The 16055-nt window shown below is 62.5% G+C and carries 13 protein-coding genes; 6 read left to right on the plus strand and 7 right to left on the minus strand.

Annotation, left to right across the window (positions count from 1 at the left end; all coding sequences use genetic code 11):
* Positions 1 to 173 precede the first annotated feature (173 nt).
* A complete protein-coding gene (locus EH209_RS19425) occupies positions 174 to 623 on the plus strand; it encodes a universal stress protein (RefSeq protein ID WP_126664466.1) in 450 nt (149 codons plus the stop codon).
* Between the two features lie 125 nt (positions 624 to 748).
* Complete coding sequence (locus tag EH209_RS19430) at positions 749 to 1306, plus strand: hypothetical protein (protein WP_126664467.1); 558 nt, start codon at positions 749 to 751, stop codon at positions 1304 to 1306.
* A gap of 125 nt (positions 1307 to 1431) precedes the next feature.
* Here EH209_RS19430 and EH209_RS19435 read toward each other — a convergent pair whose 3' ends face one another.
* Entirely contained in the window at positions 1432 to 2316 is an 885-nt protein-coding gene (locus EH209_RS19435; RefSeq protein WP_126664468.1) for a universal stress protein, read from the minus strand.
* A gap of 57 nt (positions 2317 to 2373) precedes the next feature.
* Positions 2374 to 2646, minus strand: a complete 273-nt coding sequence (locus EH209_RS19440; protein ID WP_126664469.1) for a hypothetical protein — start codon at positions 2644 to 2646, stop codon at positions 2374 to 2376.
* Positions 2647 to 2848: 202 nt separating this feature from the next.
* Between EH209_RS19440 and EH209_RS19445 the strand changes: the two genes are divergently transcribed.
* Positions 2849 to 3292, plus strand: a complete 444-nt coding sequence (locus tag EH209_RS19445; protein ID WP_126664470.1) for a universal stress protein — start codon at positions 2849 to 2851, stop codon at positions 3290 to 3292.
* Between the two features lie 734 nt (positions 3293 to 4026).
* Here EH209_RS19445 and EH209_RS19450 read toward each other — a convergent pair.
* The 3 genes from EH209_RS19450 to ppc all read right to left on the minus strand — a co-directional run bounded on the left by EH209_RS19450 (position 4027) and on the right by ppc (position 9775).
* Positions 4027 to 5355, minus strand: coding sequence for a 5'-deoxyadenosine deaminase (locus tag EH209_RS19450; protein WP_126664471.1), 1329 nt, complete (start codon positions 5353 to 5355; stop codon positions 4027 to 4029).
* A 184-nt stretch (positions 5356 to 5539) separates the two neighbouring features.
* A complete protein-coding gene (locus tag EH209_RS19455) occupies positions 5540 to 6676 on the minus strand; it encodes a tyrosine-type recombinase/integrase (RefSeq protein ID WP_126664472.1) in 1137 nt (378 codons plus the stop codon).
* A gap of 357 nt (positions 6677 to 7033) precedes the next feature.
* Complete coding sequence (gene ppc, locus EH209_RS19460; RefSeq protein WP_126664473.1) at positions 7034 to 9775, minus strand: phosphoenolpyruvate carboxylase; 2742 nt, start codon at positions 9773 to 9775, stop codon at positions 7034 to 7036.
* A 200-nt stretch (positions 9776 to 9975) separates the two neighbouring features.
* Here ppc and EH209_RS19465 point away from each other — a divergent pair, with 200 nt between their 5' ends.
* Both EH209_RS19465 and EH209_RS19470 read left to right on the plus strand, forming a co-directional pair.
* Positions 9976 to 10848 (plus strand): DMT family transporter, encoded by an 873-nt coding sequence (locus EH209_RS19465; protein WP_229380288.1) that lies wholly within the window; start codon positions 9976 to 9978, stop codon positions 10846 to 10848.
* A gap of 610 nt (positions 10849 to 11458) precedes the next feature.
* Positions 11459 to 12268: an aldo/keto reductase gene (locus tag EH209_RS19470; RefSeq protein ID WP_126664475.1), complete on the plus strand. Its 810-nt coding sequence runs from the start codon at positions 11459 to 11461 to the stop codon at positions 12266 to 12268.
* A gap of 232 nt (positions 12269 to 12500) precedes the next feature.
* On the opposite strand, the gene EH209_RS19475 is transcribed toward EH209_RS19470, so the two are convergent.
* Positions 12501 to 13589: a Gfo/Idh/MocA family protein gene (locus tag EH209_RS19475; RefSeq protein WP_126664476.1), complete on the minus strand. Its 1089-nt coding sequence runs from the start codon at positions 13587 to 13589 to the stop codon at positions 12501 to 12503.
* A gap of 232 nt (positions 13590 to 13821) precedes the next feature.
* On the opposite strand from EH209_RS19475, the gene iolM reads away from it, so the two are divergent.
* Positions 13822 to 14976: a scyllo-inosose 3-dehydrogenase gene (gene iolM / locus EH209_RS19480; protein ID WP_126664477.1), complete on the plus strand. Its 1155-nt coding sequence runs from the start codon at positions 13822 to 13824 to the stop codon at positions 14974 to 14976.
* A 98-nt stretch (positions 14977 to 15074) separates the two neighbouring features.
* Here the strand turns inward: iolM and EH209_RS19485 are convergent, their stop codons facing one another.
* On the minus strand, positions 15075 to 15878 hold the full coding sequence (locus EH209_RS19485; protein WP_126664478.1) for a sugar phosphate isomerase/epimerase family protein: 804 nt from the start codon (positions 15876 to 15878) through the stop codon (positions 15075 to 15077).
* Between the last annotated feature and the right edge of the window lie 177 nt (positions 15879 to 16055).

The following is a 16055-nucleotide window of genomic DNA, read 5'->3' on the forward strand; positions in this document are numbered from 1 at the left end:
AACGGAATCGTACGACTGCGTCTCATCGGGCCGCTGCTCTATCGCTTCCCGACGGCACACCGCGCCGCGTCGCGTGACTGTCCGTCCGGTCCTTCCCAGTGGACTCTCGCGCTCGAATCGTCGCTTGCCATCCCGCGGAGTAATAACGGAGGCGGTTGGACGTCCACCCACGGATGTACTCCGACGTCCTTCTCGCGACCGACGGCAGCGAGTGCGCCCGGGCGGCGACGTCGCACGCGGTCGACCTCGCGGCGACCTACGGTGCGACACTACACGCGCTCTACGTGATCGAAACCCGGATCGGCTATGACAGCGGCGTCATCGATCCGGCGACCATCGAGGACGACCTCCGCGCCGAGGGCGAGTCCGTCCTCAAGGCGGTCGGCGATGAGAGTCGGGCGCGGGACGTGACGCTCGTTGATCGGATTCGGAAGGGTGTCCCCGAACGGGAGATCGCCGACTACGTCGAGAGGGAGGGGATCGATATCGTCGTCGTCGGGACGCGAGGGAAGTCCGCGTTCAAGACGATCCTGCTCGGGAGCACGAGCGAAGCGCTCGTCCGTGACGTATCGGTTCCCGTCGTACTGGTGTCCGCGGACGGCGAGACGGACTCCGATACCTGAGGGGTTCTGACGAGTCGGCACGGCGGGGCGGTCGAGCCGTTTGCCGTCTGCCCCTACCGGGCGTCTAGCGCCGTACGTGCAGCGTTACCGCTATATATCCCGAGCAGTCAGTACGACCTAGGCGCATGTCCATACCGGCCGAGCCGAGCGGGGAACGCGGAACCCGGTACGCGCTACTCACCGTGTTTCTCGTCGGACTCCGGCGACGAGATCCGGGCGCAGTCATGAACGCCGTCGCCGCGGCGGTCGGCACGTACCTTCCCGATTTCGTCGAACGCGCGTACGATGTCGAGCTTCAGCCGTGGCAGCGGGCGTACGTGAACACCGCGCTACTCAATCACGCCGTCGGGATGCTCGGTCCGTACGACGACGTCTGGTGGTGGGACCACCTCACGCACGCTCACTCCTCGTCGATTCTGGGCGGGGTGATTTACGCCGCCAGCCGTCGGCGGGGACACGATCCAGGTCCGCGGGTCGTCGCCGCCGTCGTTTGTCTCGGCCTCGTCTGGGAGTTCGTCGAGTACGCCGTTCACACCGCGGCGAACCGTCTCGGGCTCGAGCCGGTACTCGTCACGTACGGCCCGAAGGACACCGCCCTCGACATCGTCTTCGACCTGGTCGGCGCGTTGCTCGTGCTCGCGTTCGGAGACCGCATCCTCGACGCGTTCGAGGACGTCGAGTAAGTCTTTCCCCCGCTCCGCTCTCCTCCCCTCCTTCTCGACCTCTCCCTCGAGGCAATCGATCCTTCGATGGGCCGACGACATCCAACGAACCCCGCGTTAGACCGCGAGACGCCTCGGCGAGCCGATCACGACGAACGCACCACGAACAGTACGGGGATGTCGACTATCCGCAGGAGTGTCGAGGTGATGCTTCCGAGGATTCGGCGACCGAGGCTCGACCGACTGCGGGCGCCCATCACGAGCAGGTCGATATCGGCCTCGACGACGTACTCGCGAACGCCGGCCGGGACGCCGTCGAAGGACATCGTCCGGACGACCGCGGTCGTGACGGCCGGCGCCGCGTCCTCGATCTCCGCCGCCGCGTCCTCGACGATCTCCTCGCCGTCCACCTCGAGTCGTTCGACGAACTCCTCTCGTAGCCCGCCCGCGGCGAACGCGCCGCCCGCAGCCTGCAGGTCGACCACGTTCAGCACGTGGACCGTCGATCCGTACCGCTGTGCGACCGCGGCGCCGTGCCGGCCGGCGACGATCGCGCGTTCGCTTCCGTCCGTCGGAACCAGCAGGTCGGAGTAGTCGGTCACCGCGTCCGACGCCCCCTTCGGGACGACGAAGACGGGGACGTCGCTTCGATGGAGGAGCCGTTCCGTGACGCCGCCGAGGAGTCGCTTTCCGAGCCTCGTGAGCCCCTGCCTGCCGACAACGATCAGGTCCGCATCCCGGTCGGAAGCGAACGCAACGATTTGATCCGCGGGCTTTCCCTCGGCCAGTTCCGTCGTTACGGACCGGTCGAAATCGGACGCGAGCGCCTCGATCTCCTCGAGCGCCGCTTCACCCTGTTCTCGCAGACGAGCCGTTTCGCCGCCGGGGCTCGCGACCCGCAGCGCTTTCGACTCGACGACGTAGACGACGTCGACGGCCGCATCGAAGACGCGCGCGAACTCGAGTCCGCACTCCGCCGCTCGTGCGGCCTCGTCGCTCCCGTCGACCGCGATGAGGATTCGGTCGTACATGGCCCGACGTTCGACGCCGACGGTCTTCGTTCTTTGCGGCTGGTCGAACCGACTACACTACGGCCGGACGGGGAGCTCGGCACGTCCGTTCGTCCGCATTACCGCTCGATTTCGCTCCGGCCACGCCAGGAGCCGCTCCCGAAGCGGCTCGCCGGTTTCGGTCTCCGGATCGTAACCGACGAGCGTTGCAGTCACCGCCAGGACGATCCACCCGCCGTAGCCGAGAAAGACCGTTACCGGCGCGAGGACGACGATCGAAACGGCGACCCGCACGAGTCGCTCCCTGAACGAGGGATCGGCGGTGGTATGGCTGTCTGGTGCCGAGACCATACTCGAACGTCCGGCCTGGAAGATATTCAAACCAAAGGTGACCGAACCTCAACATGAACCGACACGGTCCGTTCGGAGTCGAGTAGCGACGCGACCCCTCGTCTCCCGATCGAGTATCCCTTCTGGACGGAGACGTATACTCGTTCCCACCCCTGTTTCCACGAGGAGTAGGTTTAAGTCCTGTCTGCTGTATCAATGATACATGGGACTAGAAACGGTCGTTCTCGTCTGTAAGCCCGGCGACGAAGGATTGGGGTCGAAACTCGCGGAGACGGTCGTCGATATCGCAACGCCGGCGAACGCCCGCGTGGAAGTCGCACAGGTGTTCACGGACGACGAGTACGAGAATACCACGACGAGTCTCGGTCTCGACGACGAACCCGAGATCGCCCCCGAACGGATCGCAACCCAACACGGAACGTTTCGGACCATCGTCGATCGGTTCGACTCTGAGGGGCTCGAGTACGACGTGAGCACCTCCATTGGGTCGCACGCGGACACCATCGTCGACCTCGCCGCCGACGCGGATCTCCTCGTCATCGCCGGCGACAAGCGGTCGCCGGCCGGAAAGGCGATCTTCGGGTCGACGACCCAGGAGGTACTGCTCTCGTCCCCCTGCCCGGTGGTATTCGTCCGACGGGAGTGAGCTCGAAGCGACGGACCGGAATCCCCCGCCTCGAGTGTGAAGGGTATCCACGAACTGTCGCAAGCTGATCGAGAATAGCGAAAATATGGCTCTGTTATCATACCACCTATCTCCTGGTTCTATTTTTCAGATACTGTTATGGACACTGATAATACATCTATTGGAGTACGAAACTGTACTCTAGTGAGTCGTCGATCGATGTTCGATACTCGTCCCGATTATCGTCCCCCTCGATTAGTCTAGAAGGCGGAATACCGTTCACTACAGTCAGTTCGCGCAGTCAAATCACTGCGAAGAATGCTCGTACTGTCTGAGTAAGTCACTACTCGTTCATGCTTTGGATATCTCCCGAGAACTATGTCAGCACGACCATTTTAATTTCGTATACTCGACTACACTAGATACGGTGGTCGGCGGTTATCCGGTCGTAGATCCGTCCTGAGAAGATACATGTTCGGACTATATTTGAACTATATTTAGACGGATAGATCGGTATACCTCTCGGATACGAATCTGTTCTAGAATCCGAAGATACCAACGGCGACTACTCAGTCCAAGTCAGTCGAGAGTACACGAACGAAACAGTTCTGAAGGCGACAGAACACGGGACGGATACTGTTCTCGAGACGATAACCGCCCTTCTGCGAACGCCACCGTTCGATCTGGAGACAAGATCTGATATTATCGGTTACTGTCGCTCGTCTTCCGTCTGAAAGCGATAACGAGGACACCCCTCACGGCTGCGCTTCGGCGGCGCTCTCGCGGTACTCTTCGAGCGAGAGATCGATCTCACTCGCCTGCTCGCGGATTGCGTCGGCGTCGACTGACGTGACCTCGCCGTCGTCGACCAGCACGTTCCCGTCGACCATGGTAAAGACCACGTCGTCGCCGTGAGCACCGAAAACGAGGTGCGAGAGCGGATCGTGCAGCGGCGTGGCGCGGGTCAGGTCCGTATCGAGGCCGACGACGTCCGCGCGCCACCCCTCGTGGAGCGCGCCGAGTCGGTCGAACCCCGCGACCTTCGCGCCGTTGATCGTCGCCATCTCGAAGAGCGTCGCTGCCGGTGCGGCGACCGGGTCGAGAGTGTCAACCTTTTGCAGGAGGCTCCCCTGTCGCATCTCGGTGAACGGATCGAGCGTGTTGTTACACGGCGGACCGTCGTTGCCCAGCGCGACGTTGATCCCGCGCTCTATGTAGTCGACGACCGGCGCGACGCCGCTGGCGAGTTTCATGTTCGAGGACGGGCAGTGCGTGACGTGGGTCCCCGTCTCGGCGAGCAGTTCGCGTTCGCTCTCGTCGGTCCAGACGCAGTGGGCGAGGACGACGTCCTCGCCGGTGAGCCCGACCTCGTCTAACCAGTAGATGTTCCGCATGCCGGTGTCCTCCTCGACGGTCTCGATCTCGCCGCGGTTCTCGCTGGCGTGGGTGTGAATCCGGACGCCGTCGTACTCGTCGGCGAGTTCGCGCGCCCCGCGCAAGCACGCCTCGCTACAGGAGACGGCGAAGCGCGGCGTCACCGCGTACCGGATGCGGTCGTCGAACGCGCCGTGGTACTCCTCGATCAGTTCCCTGCTCTCGGCGAGAGCCTCGTCGGTGTCCTCGAGCAGGGCGTCGGGCGAGCGCTGATCCATCAACACCTTCCCGAGCACGCCGCGAATGCCGATCTCGCCGGCCGCTTCGAACGCGCGCTCGGCGTGGTTCACCGAGAGGTGGTCGACGCAGGTCGTCGTCCCGCTCTCGATCATCTCGAGGTAACCCAACTTCGCCGCGATCTCCATCTCCTCGGGCGAGAGCGACGCCTCCATCGGGAGGACGTACTCGAAGAGCCACTCGAGTAACTCGGAGTCGTCGGCGATCCCGCGGCCGAGGCTCTGGACGGAGTGGAGGTGTCCACCGACCAGTCCCGGCAGGAGGATGTCGTAGCGCCGTTCCTCGCGGTCCGGATACCGGTCGCGGAGGTCGTCGCGTCGACCGACGGCGTCGATGCGCGACCCGTCGACGACGACGGCTCCGTTCTCGATGACGGTTTCGGAGTCGGCGATGACCGTTCCCGAGAGTATCATACCACGCGAGAATCCAGCCGCACGCACAAAACGATTCGCATTCTGTCGGTGCTCTAGCGGAATCCGATCCCGGCATCCGTGAGACGAGCGAACGTTTAGCTATACTGATAGGACACGCGCACCCCCAGAACCCCGTCCACAATTACAAAATTACTAGTATCTTCCCTCTTGTATCGGGATCGCGTCAGGTATCGTGTTCGGTGAACGCCTCACCGGCATCTTCCGCCATCTCTTTGGCTTCGATGTGCGAGTACGATTTGCGGACGACCTCCTCGCTGTTATCCAGCAGTCGAGCGGCGGCGGTGAACCCGCGCTGGCGAACCATCACTTCGCCGGCGCCGCGGCGTCCGCCGTGCGGGGCGAGGTAATCGTGTTTCCCCTCGAGTTCGAGATCGGCCTCCTCGCAGAGCCGACGCATGATCCGGCGAGCGCCGTCGGTGTTGATAGAGGGCGGCGACAGGTCGCGTTCGCGCAGCGCGTCGAACACGTCGGTCTGTCCGGTGAGTTCATCGACGACGGTTTCGATTTCGTCGGTCGACCAGCTGTATTCGTCTCGTAACCCAGTACGAAGCGTCTCGTACAGCGAGGGGAGGTGAAACGTCGGAAACACCGGCCACTCGTCGCTCGCCGGATCGAGCAATCTTTTGTATCGCCGCATAGGATTTACGGCCTGTTTCGTCAGTGATCGATCGGACCAGTCCTGCTTCTTGGCGAGGACGGTCATTTTCTGGTCGTCGAGCGAGACATCGCCCCACCGAAGGCCGTTCCGGCGATCGTCTTTCGGATCCGCGAAGATCTCCCCGCCGCGGACGCCGGAGTAACAAAGAACGTAGACGAGCGCCCGGTCGCGGAACTCCCGAATTGCGCCGAATCCCTTCTCGTCGGCGGCGTCGTGCGCTCGTTCGTCGACGTGTCGCGTGATCAGGAGTCGGTGTTCGTCGGTCCAGGCCTGCTGATCGCCCGACCGACGGCCGTCGTTCTCCGGAAGCGGCTCCTTCGCGACGTTTCGCTGGGCGTAGTTCGCCTCGAGGAGCCCCTCCCGGACACACCAGCCGACGTATGCACTCACCTGCGCGTAGTAGGTCCGGATCGTTCCCGGCGCGAGGTCGCGAGCGGTGAGATTCCGGGCGTACCGGCGAAACGTCCGTTCGTCGAGTTCATCGAACGTCGTGCCAGATTGGGCGTCCGCCTCGAGCCACTCGAGGAAGTCCTCGACGCATCGCTCGAGGTTCCGACGGTAGTTGCCGCTCCCTTCGCCGCCCTTCGACTTCGATCGAAGGAACGCCTCGAGCGGGTCACCGACCGGCGTCGCCGCGTTCACGCGTGATCACCGCCTCGTGTCCTGTTACAGCCCATCGTTCGTGATCCAGAGATGGATCGAATCCTTATAAAACTATACTAATCAAGTGTGTTTGGGGGGAGCGACGGCTCCACTGCGGCCAAACTTCGAGTACAGCACACGGATGCGTTCTGGAATAAATTGGATACCGATTCATCCAACGTCACTGCTACGCGATCTCGCTATCGTCGATCACGTTACGTTCGTCGGCGAGCTGGTTCGACTGAACACATCGCACAAACGGTGAAACCGAGACCACGCCGATCGTCCGTTGATGTCTATCTGCTGGTGAGCGCGCTGCCACCCATCGGCTCGTCACGGCCCGTCTGCCGCGCTTCCTTATCCCGTATTTTTCATCCCGGCAGCGATCCCTTTGACCGTCAGCCGGAGCGTTCGCTCCTCGATATCCGTGCGGTGGTTCCGGTCGAGCAGATGCACCTGTAGCATGTTGAGCGGGTCGACGTAGGGATTCCGTTGCTCGAGATTCTCGCCGAGCCAGTCGCGGGTGTGGAGGCGATCGCGTCGCCCGATTTCCGTGATCAGTTCGGTCGCCCGCTCGTACTCGCCGGTCACGCGCGGGAAGAACCGTTTGCGAAGCGTCGCATCGGCCATCCCCGCGTACTGTTCGGCGATCTCGAGTTCGGTTCGCGAGAGCGAGAGTGCGGCGTTGTCGAGCGTGGTACGGAAGAACGGCCACTCGTCGTACATCTCCTGTAGCGTCTCCATCGAGCCACCATTGTCTCGCGGCTCGTCGCCGCTCGACTCGTCCGAGGAGCGTGGCTCCTCGCTCTCCAGGTACGCTTCGATACCGGTCGCGAGGGCGTACCAGCCCGGGAGGATACACCGCGACTGCGTCCAGGAGAACACCCACGGGATCGCCCGCAGGTCCTCGACGGTCCGCTCGCCGCTGCGGGAGGCCGGACGCGAGCCCAGGTTCAGGTCCTCGATGACCGTGATCGGCGTCGCCTGCTCGAAGTATTGGACGAAGCCGTCGCTCTCGAGGAGATTGCGGTACTCCTGCCGGGCGGCGTCGGCCATCGTCTCCATCGCGTTGATCCACTCCGCGGGGATCTCCTCTGCTGGCCGGTCGATCGCCTGCTTGCGCGCCCGGAGTTGGGCGTTGAGCATCTGCTCGATGTTACGCTCAGCGATGCGGGGATTGCCATACTTTTCGGCGATCGCTTCCCCTTGCTCGGTGAACTTGACCTGGCCGGTGATCGTGTTGTTCGGCAGGGCCAGCAACGCCTCGTTCATCGGGCCGCCGCCGCGGGAAATCGAGCCGCCGCGGCCGTGGAACAGCCGCATCGTCACGTCGTGGTCGTCGCAGATCTCGCCCAGACGGCGCTGGTTTTTGTACAGCGACCAGTTCGCGGCCAGGAAGCCGTTCTCCTTGTTCGAGTCCGAGTAGCCCAGCATGATCTCTTGGGTTCGCCCGCGGGCCTCGAGGGCCTGCGCGTAGGCTTCGTTCTCGAACAGCGTGCCCATGATTCGGCGGGCCCCAGAGAGGGCGTACTCGGTCTCGAGCAGCGGGACGATGTCGATCCCCGCGTGCTCGGGTAGCGAGACGACGCCGGCCTGATCCGCGAGGAATAGCACCTCGAGAACGTGGCTGGGCTCGTCGGTCATCGAGATGGCGTAGGTGTCGATGGCGTCGACGCCGTACTCGGTCTGCCAGTCCCCGAGGCTGTCGAAGAGTTCGAGGACGCGGGCCGAGTCGTCGGTCAGCCCGTCGGTCTCACCGAGGTCGAGCACGGGTTCGTCCTGCAGGACGGCGTCGGTCAGGAACTCGACGCGCTCGTCCTCCGAGAGGCCGTGGTAGTCGATCCCCTCCCGCTCGAGGGCTTCGGCGATGGCGTCGGTGTGTTTCTGCTGGTGGTCGCGCAGGTCGAGGCTCGCGAGCGAGAAGCCGAACGTGTCGACCCGTCGGCGGATGGGATCGACGTGGGCTTCGACGACGGTCTCGCCGCCGTTGGTTTGCAAACTCGTCGCGATGACGGCTAAGTCCTCGAGGAGGGCGTCGGCGTCTTCGTAGCCGCCCGGTCGAACGTCGCCGACACGGCGGAGCCGCTCGCGCATGAGCTTGAGCTTCTGGCGGTAGGGCTCGCCGGGGTACCGCTCCTCGGCCGTGCGGGTGACGCCGGGCAGCCGTTCGCGATCCGTCTCGAGCGAAGCCTGAAACGCCGACCCCACGTCGATCCGGCTACCGTCCTGACTCAACACGCCCGACAGGCGCTTGAGTTGCTCCTGGTAGCGCTCGAGGACGACCTCGCGCTGGCGCTCCAAGATGTTCGCCGTGACCTCGGGGGTCACGTAGGGATTGCCGTCACGGTCGCTGCCCGCCCACGAGCGGAACTCGAACAGCTTCGGGATGTCGACGTCGCTCGAGAGTTCCGAATCAATCGCGTCGTCGAGTTCGTCGTAGATTTCGCCGACGACGTCGAACAGGGTGTTCTCGAGGTACCACTGCACGTTTCGTGCCTCGTCTTCGGGCTCGGGTTGCCGATTTCGCACCTGCGGCGTCTGCCAGAGGCTCGTCACCTCGGCGTCGATGTCCCGCCAGACCTGTTGCTCCTCCGTCTCGGTCAGCAGCCGCTCGTCCAGCGTCTCGAGGGACGTTGAAATATCCCGCAGTTTGGATTTCACGGTCTTCCGACGGGCTTCGGTCGGGTGCGCCGTGAAGGTCGGCTCGATGAGGATATCGTCCAGAATCTGCTGGACGGTTTCGTCGTCGGCCTCGCCGAGCTCCGCCGCCGCGTTCTCGAGGCCGTCGTCGAGAGTCCGCTCGTGAGAGCCCGTTCGGATCGTTCGGATCCGCTCTCGTTCCTCCGCGAGGTTGATCAGCTCGAAATAGGTCGTAAATGCCCGCGCGACGGTCCGCTGATTGTGGGTCGACAGTCCCTCGAGCTCCGTAATTAGCGGATCGCGGGTGTCGAGATCGCCCGTGCGGTAGTCGATCGCGGCCCGTCGGCACGATTCGACCGTCTCAAAGGCCTCGCGGGACGTCTGCTCCTCGAGGATGGTCCCCAAGAGCGCGCCGAGTTCGCGAATATCTTGACTGATAGATCTGTCGTGGAGCTCCATATACCCTGAATATCGCTTTGGCGTTAAAAATCTCTCGCCGAGACAGAAGGGGACATCGGTCCGTTCGCCGAGCGTGCACTATTGGAGACACCACGTCCCGAAACCCCGAGCGGTGCCGTCAGTTTCGAACGGCCGGTTTCCCGGCCGGTCGACGGACCGAAAGCGAATGCTTCTTGCGGTCGGCAGGGGTGGACAGCGATGTGAACATCGGAATCGCGTTCGCCGGCCTGGCCGCGTTGCTCTATGGAACGTCCCTGTTCGTGATGAAGCGGTGGTTCGCCGACTACTCCTCGCCGACCTTCCTCTCGATTACGTACGCGATCTCAATGGTCCTCTACCTCCCGGTGGTCGTCGCCGCCGACGGCCCCTTCCTTCCTGCGTCGAATCGAGTCAGCGTTCTCGGAGCTATTTTCGCGGTCACGGCGTTGACGGCGCTCGCCATGGTATTCCTGTTCCGGGCGCTCCGAATCGGCGAGGTCTCGTACGTCTCGCCGATCAGCAAGATCATCCCGGTGTTCGTCCTTCCGCTGGAAGTGGGGCTACTGCGACAACAACTCTCCGCACTTCAGGTCGGAGGCGTGGTCGTCGCAACGATCGCGATCTACGTCGCCAACTGGGAGGGAACGACGCTCCTCGCCCCGATAAAGCGGGCCAGTCGGTCCAGACCAGCCCAACTGGCGCTGCTGTCGGCCGCGACGTTCGCGGTCGTCGACGTGGGCAAACGCGTGCTAATGCAGGAGCTGGCCATCGCACCGACGACGTACGTTCCGTTGATGTTTTTCGGCATCGCCGGGTTGATGGGGCCGCTGGCGATCCGCGCCCGCTGGCCGGACGACTGGTGGCGCGACCTGCCCTTTTTCGTCGTCACGGCACTGGTCATCGCGGCCGGGAACCACGTCGTCTTGCTCTCCTTTCAGCGATTGCCGGCGAGCATCGTTTCCCCGGTCGTCAACGGACAGGCGATCGTCGCTGTGATCCTCGGTGCGATCTTCCTCGAGGAGTCCCACCTTCGGACGCGTCTCGCTGCGACCGGCTTGGCCATCCTCGGTATCACGATGATCTCTCTTGGGTGAGCACGAATAGTCGTCTGGGAGTGCTCGCTTTTGCGAGGGCGATTTCTGGCGACGGACGGAGGCGACTGGTACATCCCGTCGAATCGAATGTATACAGGCTGAACCCCGGTGTTTGTGCCTCTCAAACGCGTGGACGAGGCCGGATGCGATAGTTACGCGGATACGACCGAACACCAACAGAGAATTACGCCAGTACGGGTGTAAACAAACGAGCGGCTACTGCTCCGTTTCGATCAGCAGTGAACGGGAGATCAACCGACTGAGAATCAGCGTTATTCGCCTCATTCGGCCGTTTGTAACGATCAAACGCGGTGAGAAACCGGATCGAACCGAGAAATTGGAGCGAGAGCGATATCGCTTCTCACTCGCGTACCGAAGGCAGAAATTCGTTCACGGGAATCGAGAGGAGAACGCGAATACCGTTTTGTTCTCTCAAACGCCATCTTCTTACCCTCTCACATCGGGACTGCGTGAAGACGTGTCAGCAGGGAGGGTACGCTGATACCAAGCGCCGAAATTCGGCGCTGGTTGTTCCGGACGGAGTCTGCGATGGACCATCCCGTTATCCGAGACGGGAAGGTATAAGGGTCGTTCGAGCCACAGTGTAGATATGTTCGAGGAAGACGCATACAGGCTCGGATTCGGGACGTACAGTCTCACCGATGAGGACGGGATCGACGCCCTCGTGACGGCGATCGAGTCGGGATACCGGCACCTCGATACGGCCCGCCTGTACGGCAACGAGGAAGAGGTCGGCGAGGCCATCGCCCGAGCCGACGTCGATCGCGACGACCTGTTCGTCGCCACGAAGATCGCCCACTTCGAGGAACCGGAGAAGACGCCGGAGTACGTTCGAAACGGCGTCGAAGAGAGCCTCTCTCGGCTCGGAATCGAGACGATAGATCTGCTCTACCACCACTGGCCCCGCGGCCGGGACGACATCGAGACTGTGCTCCCAGTCTTCAACGACCTCGTCGATGCGGGACAGGTCGAGCGCGTCGGCGTGAGCAACTACACACCCGCCGATCTGGAACTCGCCGACGAACTCCTCGAACAGTCGCTGTACGCGGTGCAGGCCGAGATGCATCCGTTCCTGCCCCAGGACGAACTCCGCGCAGCCGTTCGGGACCGCGACGCGTACTTCGTCGCCTACTCGCCGATCGCGCAGGGCGAAGTGTTCGATACCCCCGAGATCTCGGCGGTCGCCGACAAACACGACGTGAACGAGGCCGTCGTCAGCTTAGCCTGGCTCCTCTCGAAGAACGGCGTCGTTCCGATCCCCCGGTCCCAGACCACGGAACACATTCGGAGCAACCGCGAGGCGCTCGAGGTCGACCTGGACGAGGAGGATATCGAACGCATCGACGGTATCGATCGCCGGCTCCGCTGTGAGGACCCCGACTGGATGGAGTGGGAGTAAGCGAGCCCACAACGGCACCGCTTGAAGACGACGCGTTCTTTCGGTCGACCTCTCTGCGCTCGGCGAATCGATCAGCGGCGTCTACCCGGCTCTTGTGGCCGCAGTCAGTGATAGCGGGGGAAGTACTGTCTCGAAAAGAACGGACGGAGCGCGACGAGACCACCATCGCGCGTCGTTGTCACGACGATTTCGCGGGTGCGCCTCGGTTCGACCGTGACGGAACGGCTTGCGACTATCGGCTGACGCTGCTCGCCTCGCCTTCCTCGTCGTACGTTCGGATGAGGTCGGCGATGAGTTCGACGTCGCGCTTCGATTCCTCCGGCGGCGTCCGCGGCTCGGCCTCCCCCTCGATACACTCGAGGAAGTGTCTCAGTTCGCGTTTGAACGGCTCGTCCGACGACGGGGTGTAGCGGGACTCCGTCGTCTCTTCCGTCCCGAGTTTGGTGCGGACGTCCGACGGCGTGTTCTTGATGAACGCGTTCGAGAACTCGATCGACGCCGATCCCTCGGGAGCGTCGACGCGGATGCGCTCGTCGTACCACTTCCGATCGGTCGCGCCGGACTCGAGGATACACCGGCGGTCTCCTTCGTATCGGAGCTGAGCGGTGACGTACTTCCAGCCCTTGAACACGTCGACGTGGTCGATCCGTTCGACCGATCCGAACGCGGACCGGAGCGCGTTGACGTCGTGGCAGATGCTCTCGAGGTGGTACTCGTAGGCTTGCGTGAGCGTCTCATCGTCGGTTCCGACGGCGGCCTCGACCTGTTGTTGGCGCTTCGAATTGCTCTCTTCGATGAACGCGTCGTCGAGGTCGGCGTAGACGATGTCGTAGTTCTCCTCGATGACCGCGCCGACGTCCGGCGGAATGACGGTGCTCGTGACGAGATCGATATCAGACAGCTCGTCCACTTCGGCCTGGAACTTCTGGAAACCGGGATCGAAGCGCTTCATGTAGCCGACCATGCAGACCGCGTCCGTCTCCGCGGCCGCATCGATCACCTGCTGGGCGTCGTCGGGCGTCACGGCGACCGGTTTCTCGACGAACGTGTGCAGATCCGCCTCGAGGGCGGCAACGGCTACCTCCGCGTGGGTGTGCATCGGCGTGGTAATGACTACGCCGTCGAGCGTGTCGGCCTGATCTTCGATCAGCGCCGTACTTTCTGTGTACCGATGGGAGACGTTATACCGATCGCCGAACGTCTCGACCACGTTCTCGCCGGGGTCCGCGATTGCGTGGATGTCCGCCTTCGGCAGTTCCGCGAGGTACGGAACGTGCATGATCTGTGCGATAGCGCCGACACCGATGACTCCGAGCTTCATCTCAGCAGTGGGTTAGTCAGCATCCCACAAATAGCTTACCAACCCATATGACATGGTAGCTATCGAGGGAGAGAACCGGACGAAAGACCCGCACGTCCAGGCAAAAACCATCGACCACTTTCGGACGATCACTGACCGCTGAGACGACAGCTATCGCCCGTCGAGTCGAGTCCACGGGGGCTTTTCCCATACTTTTATAACCGCCTCTGCCGATGTCTGGGATAGACAGACAATGAAAGCGTTACTGCTTGATGCGGAGTGGAATCCGCGCTCCGAGTACGACCTTACGGATAGCGAGCGGGAAACACAGAAAGCACACAATAGCGCCCAGGTCTGGCAACATCCCGAGATGAACGTCGAAGACAGACCCCGACCGGAACCTGAAGACGACGAGGTGCTTATCGAGGTCGCCTATGCGGGTGTCTGTGGCAGTGACTGCTCTATGATTCAGACCGACGAAGAAGGGTACATGCACTATTCGGCGTACACACAGTTCCCAAACGTAACCGGTCACGAATTCTCGGGGCGGATCGCCGAGACCGGTGATGACGCAAACCTCTTCGAACCGGGCGAGCGAGTGACCTCGGAGGTCGTCGACTACTGTGGCCGATGTCAGCAGTGTCGGCGTGGCTTCCACGGCCACTGTGAGAACTTCGAACAGGTCGGCTTCACGATCCCCGGCGCGTTCGCGGAGTACGTCACCGTCCCAGAGAAAATCGTCTGGAGCGTCGAGTCACTCGCGAACGCCTACGAGGACGAAGATGAACTGTTGCGAGCAGCAGCCACTATTGAGCCCAGCACCATTACCTACCACGGTATTTTCGTCCGCTCTGAGGGTGTCTTACCCGGCGATCACCACGTCTACCATGGAACGGGGCCGATCGGTCTCACTGGAATGAATCTCTCACGAGCGGCGGGTGCAGGCAAGGTTATCGGGTTCGATCCGTCACCTGAACGACGGTCGATCGCGGCCGACCTCGGGTTCGACCACGTATATGACCCAACGGAGCAAGATCCCGTCGAGGTCATCGACAAAGTCACCGATGGTCGTGGTGCTGATGTCCACCTCGAAACTGCAGGTGCTGTTACTGAAACCTATCCAGTCATCCAGGAGACGCTGGCCGAGGAGGCTAACGTCGTCCACGTCAGCAATGCCAGCAGTGCGCCCAATCTCGCGACCAGGAAGTATCAGGGCAGCAGTGCACAACTATACGGCACGGAGGGACACACCGGACAACAGATTTACCCGCGAGTCATCCGTCTGATGAGCGCCGGACGACTCGATAATACGTCAATTATCACGTCGACGTATTCGCTATCGAATGCTGACAAGGCCATCGAACAGGCAGCAAAACGGGTCGACGGGAAGGTACTCATAGAGATATAATACGAACAGGTCCTCGAGAAGAGTCTCTACTGTACCGATTCGATTGGAACCGTCTTTGTTCTAGCTGAAGGTCGCTCCGCTCGACGATCGGCTTGTCCTTACGCGCCGGTCGCGTCGTTCCAGTGGTCGATGTTCCGCTTCGCGTGGACGAGCCTGTCGTCGCGTTCGTTCTCGATCTCGATCGTGATCTGCCCGTCGTAGCCGATTTCGTCGAGCGCCTCGTCGACGGCCTCGAAGTCGATGACGCCCGCGCCGAGGTCGACGAACGACGTCAGGAACACGAAGAGGCTATCGTACTGGACGTTCCCCGCCGAGAGGGTGTCGACGTGGTCCTGGAAGTCGACGGTCGGGTCGATGTCCTTGAGGTGGACGTACGCGATGTCGTCCGCGAACCGGTGGATGCCGTCGATGACGTCGCCGTAGGGCTGGTAGTGAGCCGTGTCGTACAGCAGTTCGAGGTTGTCGGGCGCGCGCTCGAGCCACTCCTCGATCTCTTCGGGGCTCTCGATCTTCGAGGCGCCGTGGTGGTGGATAACGGGCGTGACGCCGGCCTCGTCGGCGGCCGTACAGATCCGATCGAGCCACTCGTCGAACGTCGCGTCGTTGGTCTGGCCCCGCGGCGGCGGCAGAATGCCGAGGAAGCGCGCGTCGAGTTCGGCCGCGATGCCGGCGCCGTCGACCGCCGCTTCGACGTCCTCCTCGTCGTTGAGCCAGCCGGCCATGACGCAGTAGATGTCGAGGCCGTGTTCCTCGAGGGACTCCTGAAGTGAGTCGACGCCGATGTATTCCACTTTCCCGAGCCCGAGTTCGACGCCGTCGTACCGGCACGCGGCGAAGTCACCGAGACCCTCGGACAGTACCTCTGCTGGGTCGTACATGATGGTCGTGTATCCTACGCCCATACAGAGTGGAGGACCGTCCGAGATAATAAATCATGGGGATAGCTGTCGCGGCGGATGGACTCGAGCGCGACGGTCGACCGACCGTCGATAACGCGTTTCGTGAGTGCGGTCGATCCGACCCAGCGAAGTATGCGCCTTCACGGGGTGTGTGAACAGCAACAGATGATGACCCTTTCA

The organism is Haloterrigena salifodinae (assembly GCF_003977755.1).
GTDB lineage: Archaea > Halobacteriota > Halobacteria > Halobacteriales > Natrialbaceae > Haloterrigena > Haloterrigena salifodinae.

Excerpts from the sequence above, each read along its gene's own strand:
- EH209_RS19450 (WP_126664471.1), bottom strand. The coding sequence starts at position 5,355 with ATGATACTCTCGGGAACGGTCATCGCCGACTCCGAAACCGTCATCGAG.
- EH209_RS19440 (WP_126664469.1), bottom strand. The coding sequence starts at position 2,646 with ATGGTCTCGGCACCAGACAGCCATACCACCGCCGATCCCTCGTTCAGG.
- EH209_RS19425 (WP_126664466.1), top strand. The coding sequence starts at position 174 with ATGTACTCCGACGTCCTTCTCGCGACCGACGGCAGCGAGTGCGCCCGG.
- ppc (WP_126664473.1), bottom strand. The coding sequence starts at position 9,775 with ATGGAGCTCCACGACAGATCTATCAGTCAAGATATTCGCGAACTCGGC.
- EH209_RS19485 (WP_126664478.1), bottom strand. The coding sequence starts at position 15,878 with ATGGGCGTAGGATACACGACCATCATGTACGACCCAGCAGAGGTACTG.
- EH209_RS19445 (WP_126664470.1), top strand. The coding sequence starts at position 2,849 with ATGGGACTAGAAACGGTCGTTCTCGTCTGTAAGCCCGGCGACGAAGGA.
- iolM (WP_126664477.1), top strand. The coding sequence starts at position 13,822 with ATGAAAGCGTTACTGCTTGATGCGGAGTGGAATCCGCGCTCCGAGTAC.
- EH209_RS19430 (WP_126664467.1), top strand. The coding sequence starts at position 749 with ATGTCCATACCGGCCGAGCCGAGCGGGGAACGCGGAACCCGGTACGCG.
- EH209_RS19435 (WP_126664468.1), bottom strand. The coding sequence starts at position 2,316 with ATGTACGACCGAATCCTCATCGCGGTCGACGGGAGCGACGAGGCCGCA.
- EH209_RS19470 (WP_126664475.1), top strand. The coding sequence starts at position 11,459 with ATGTTCGAGGAAGACGCATACAGGCTCGGATTCGGGACGTACAGTCTC.
- EH209_RS19475 (WP_126664476.1), bottom strand. The coding sequence starts at position 13,589 with ATGAAGCTCGGAGTCATCGGTGTCGGCGCTATCGCACAGATCATGCAC.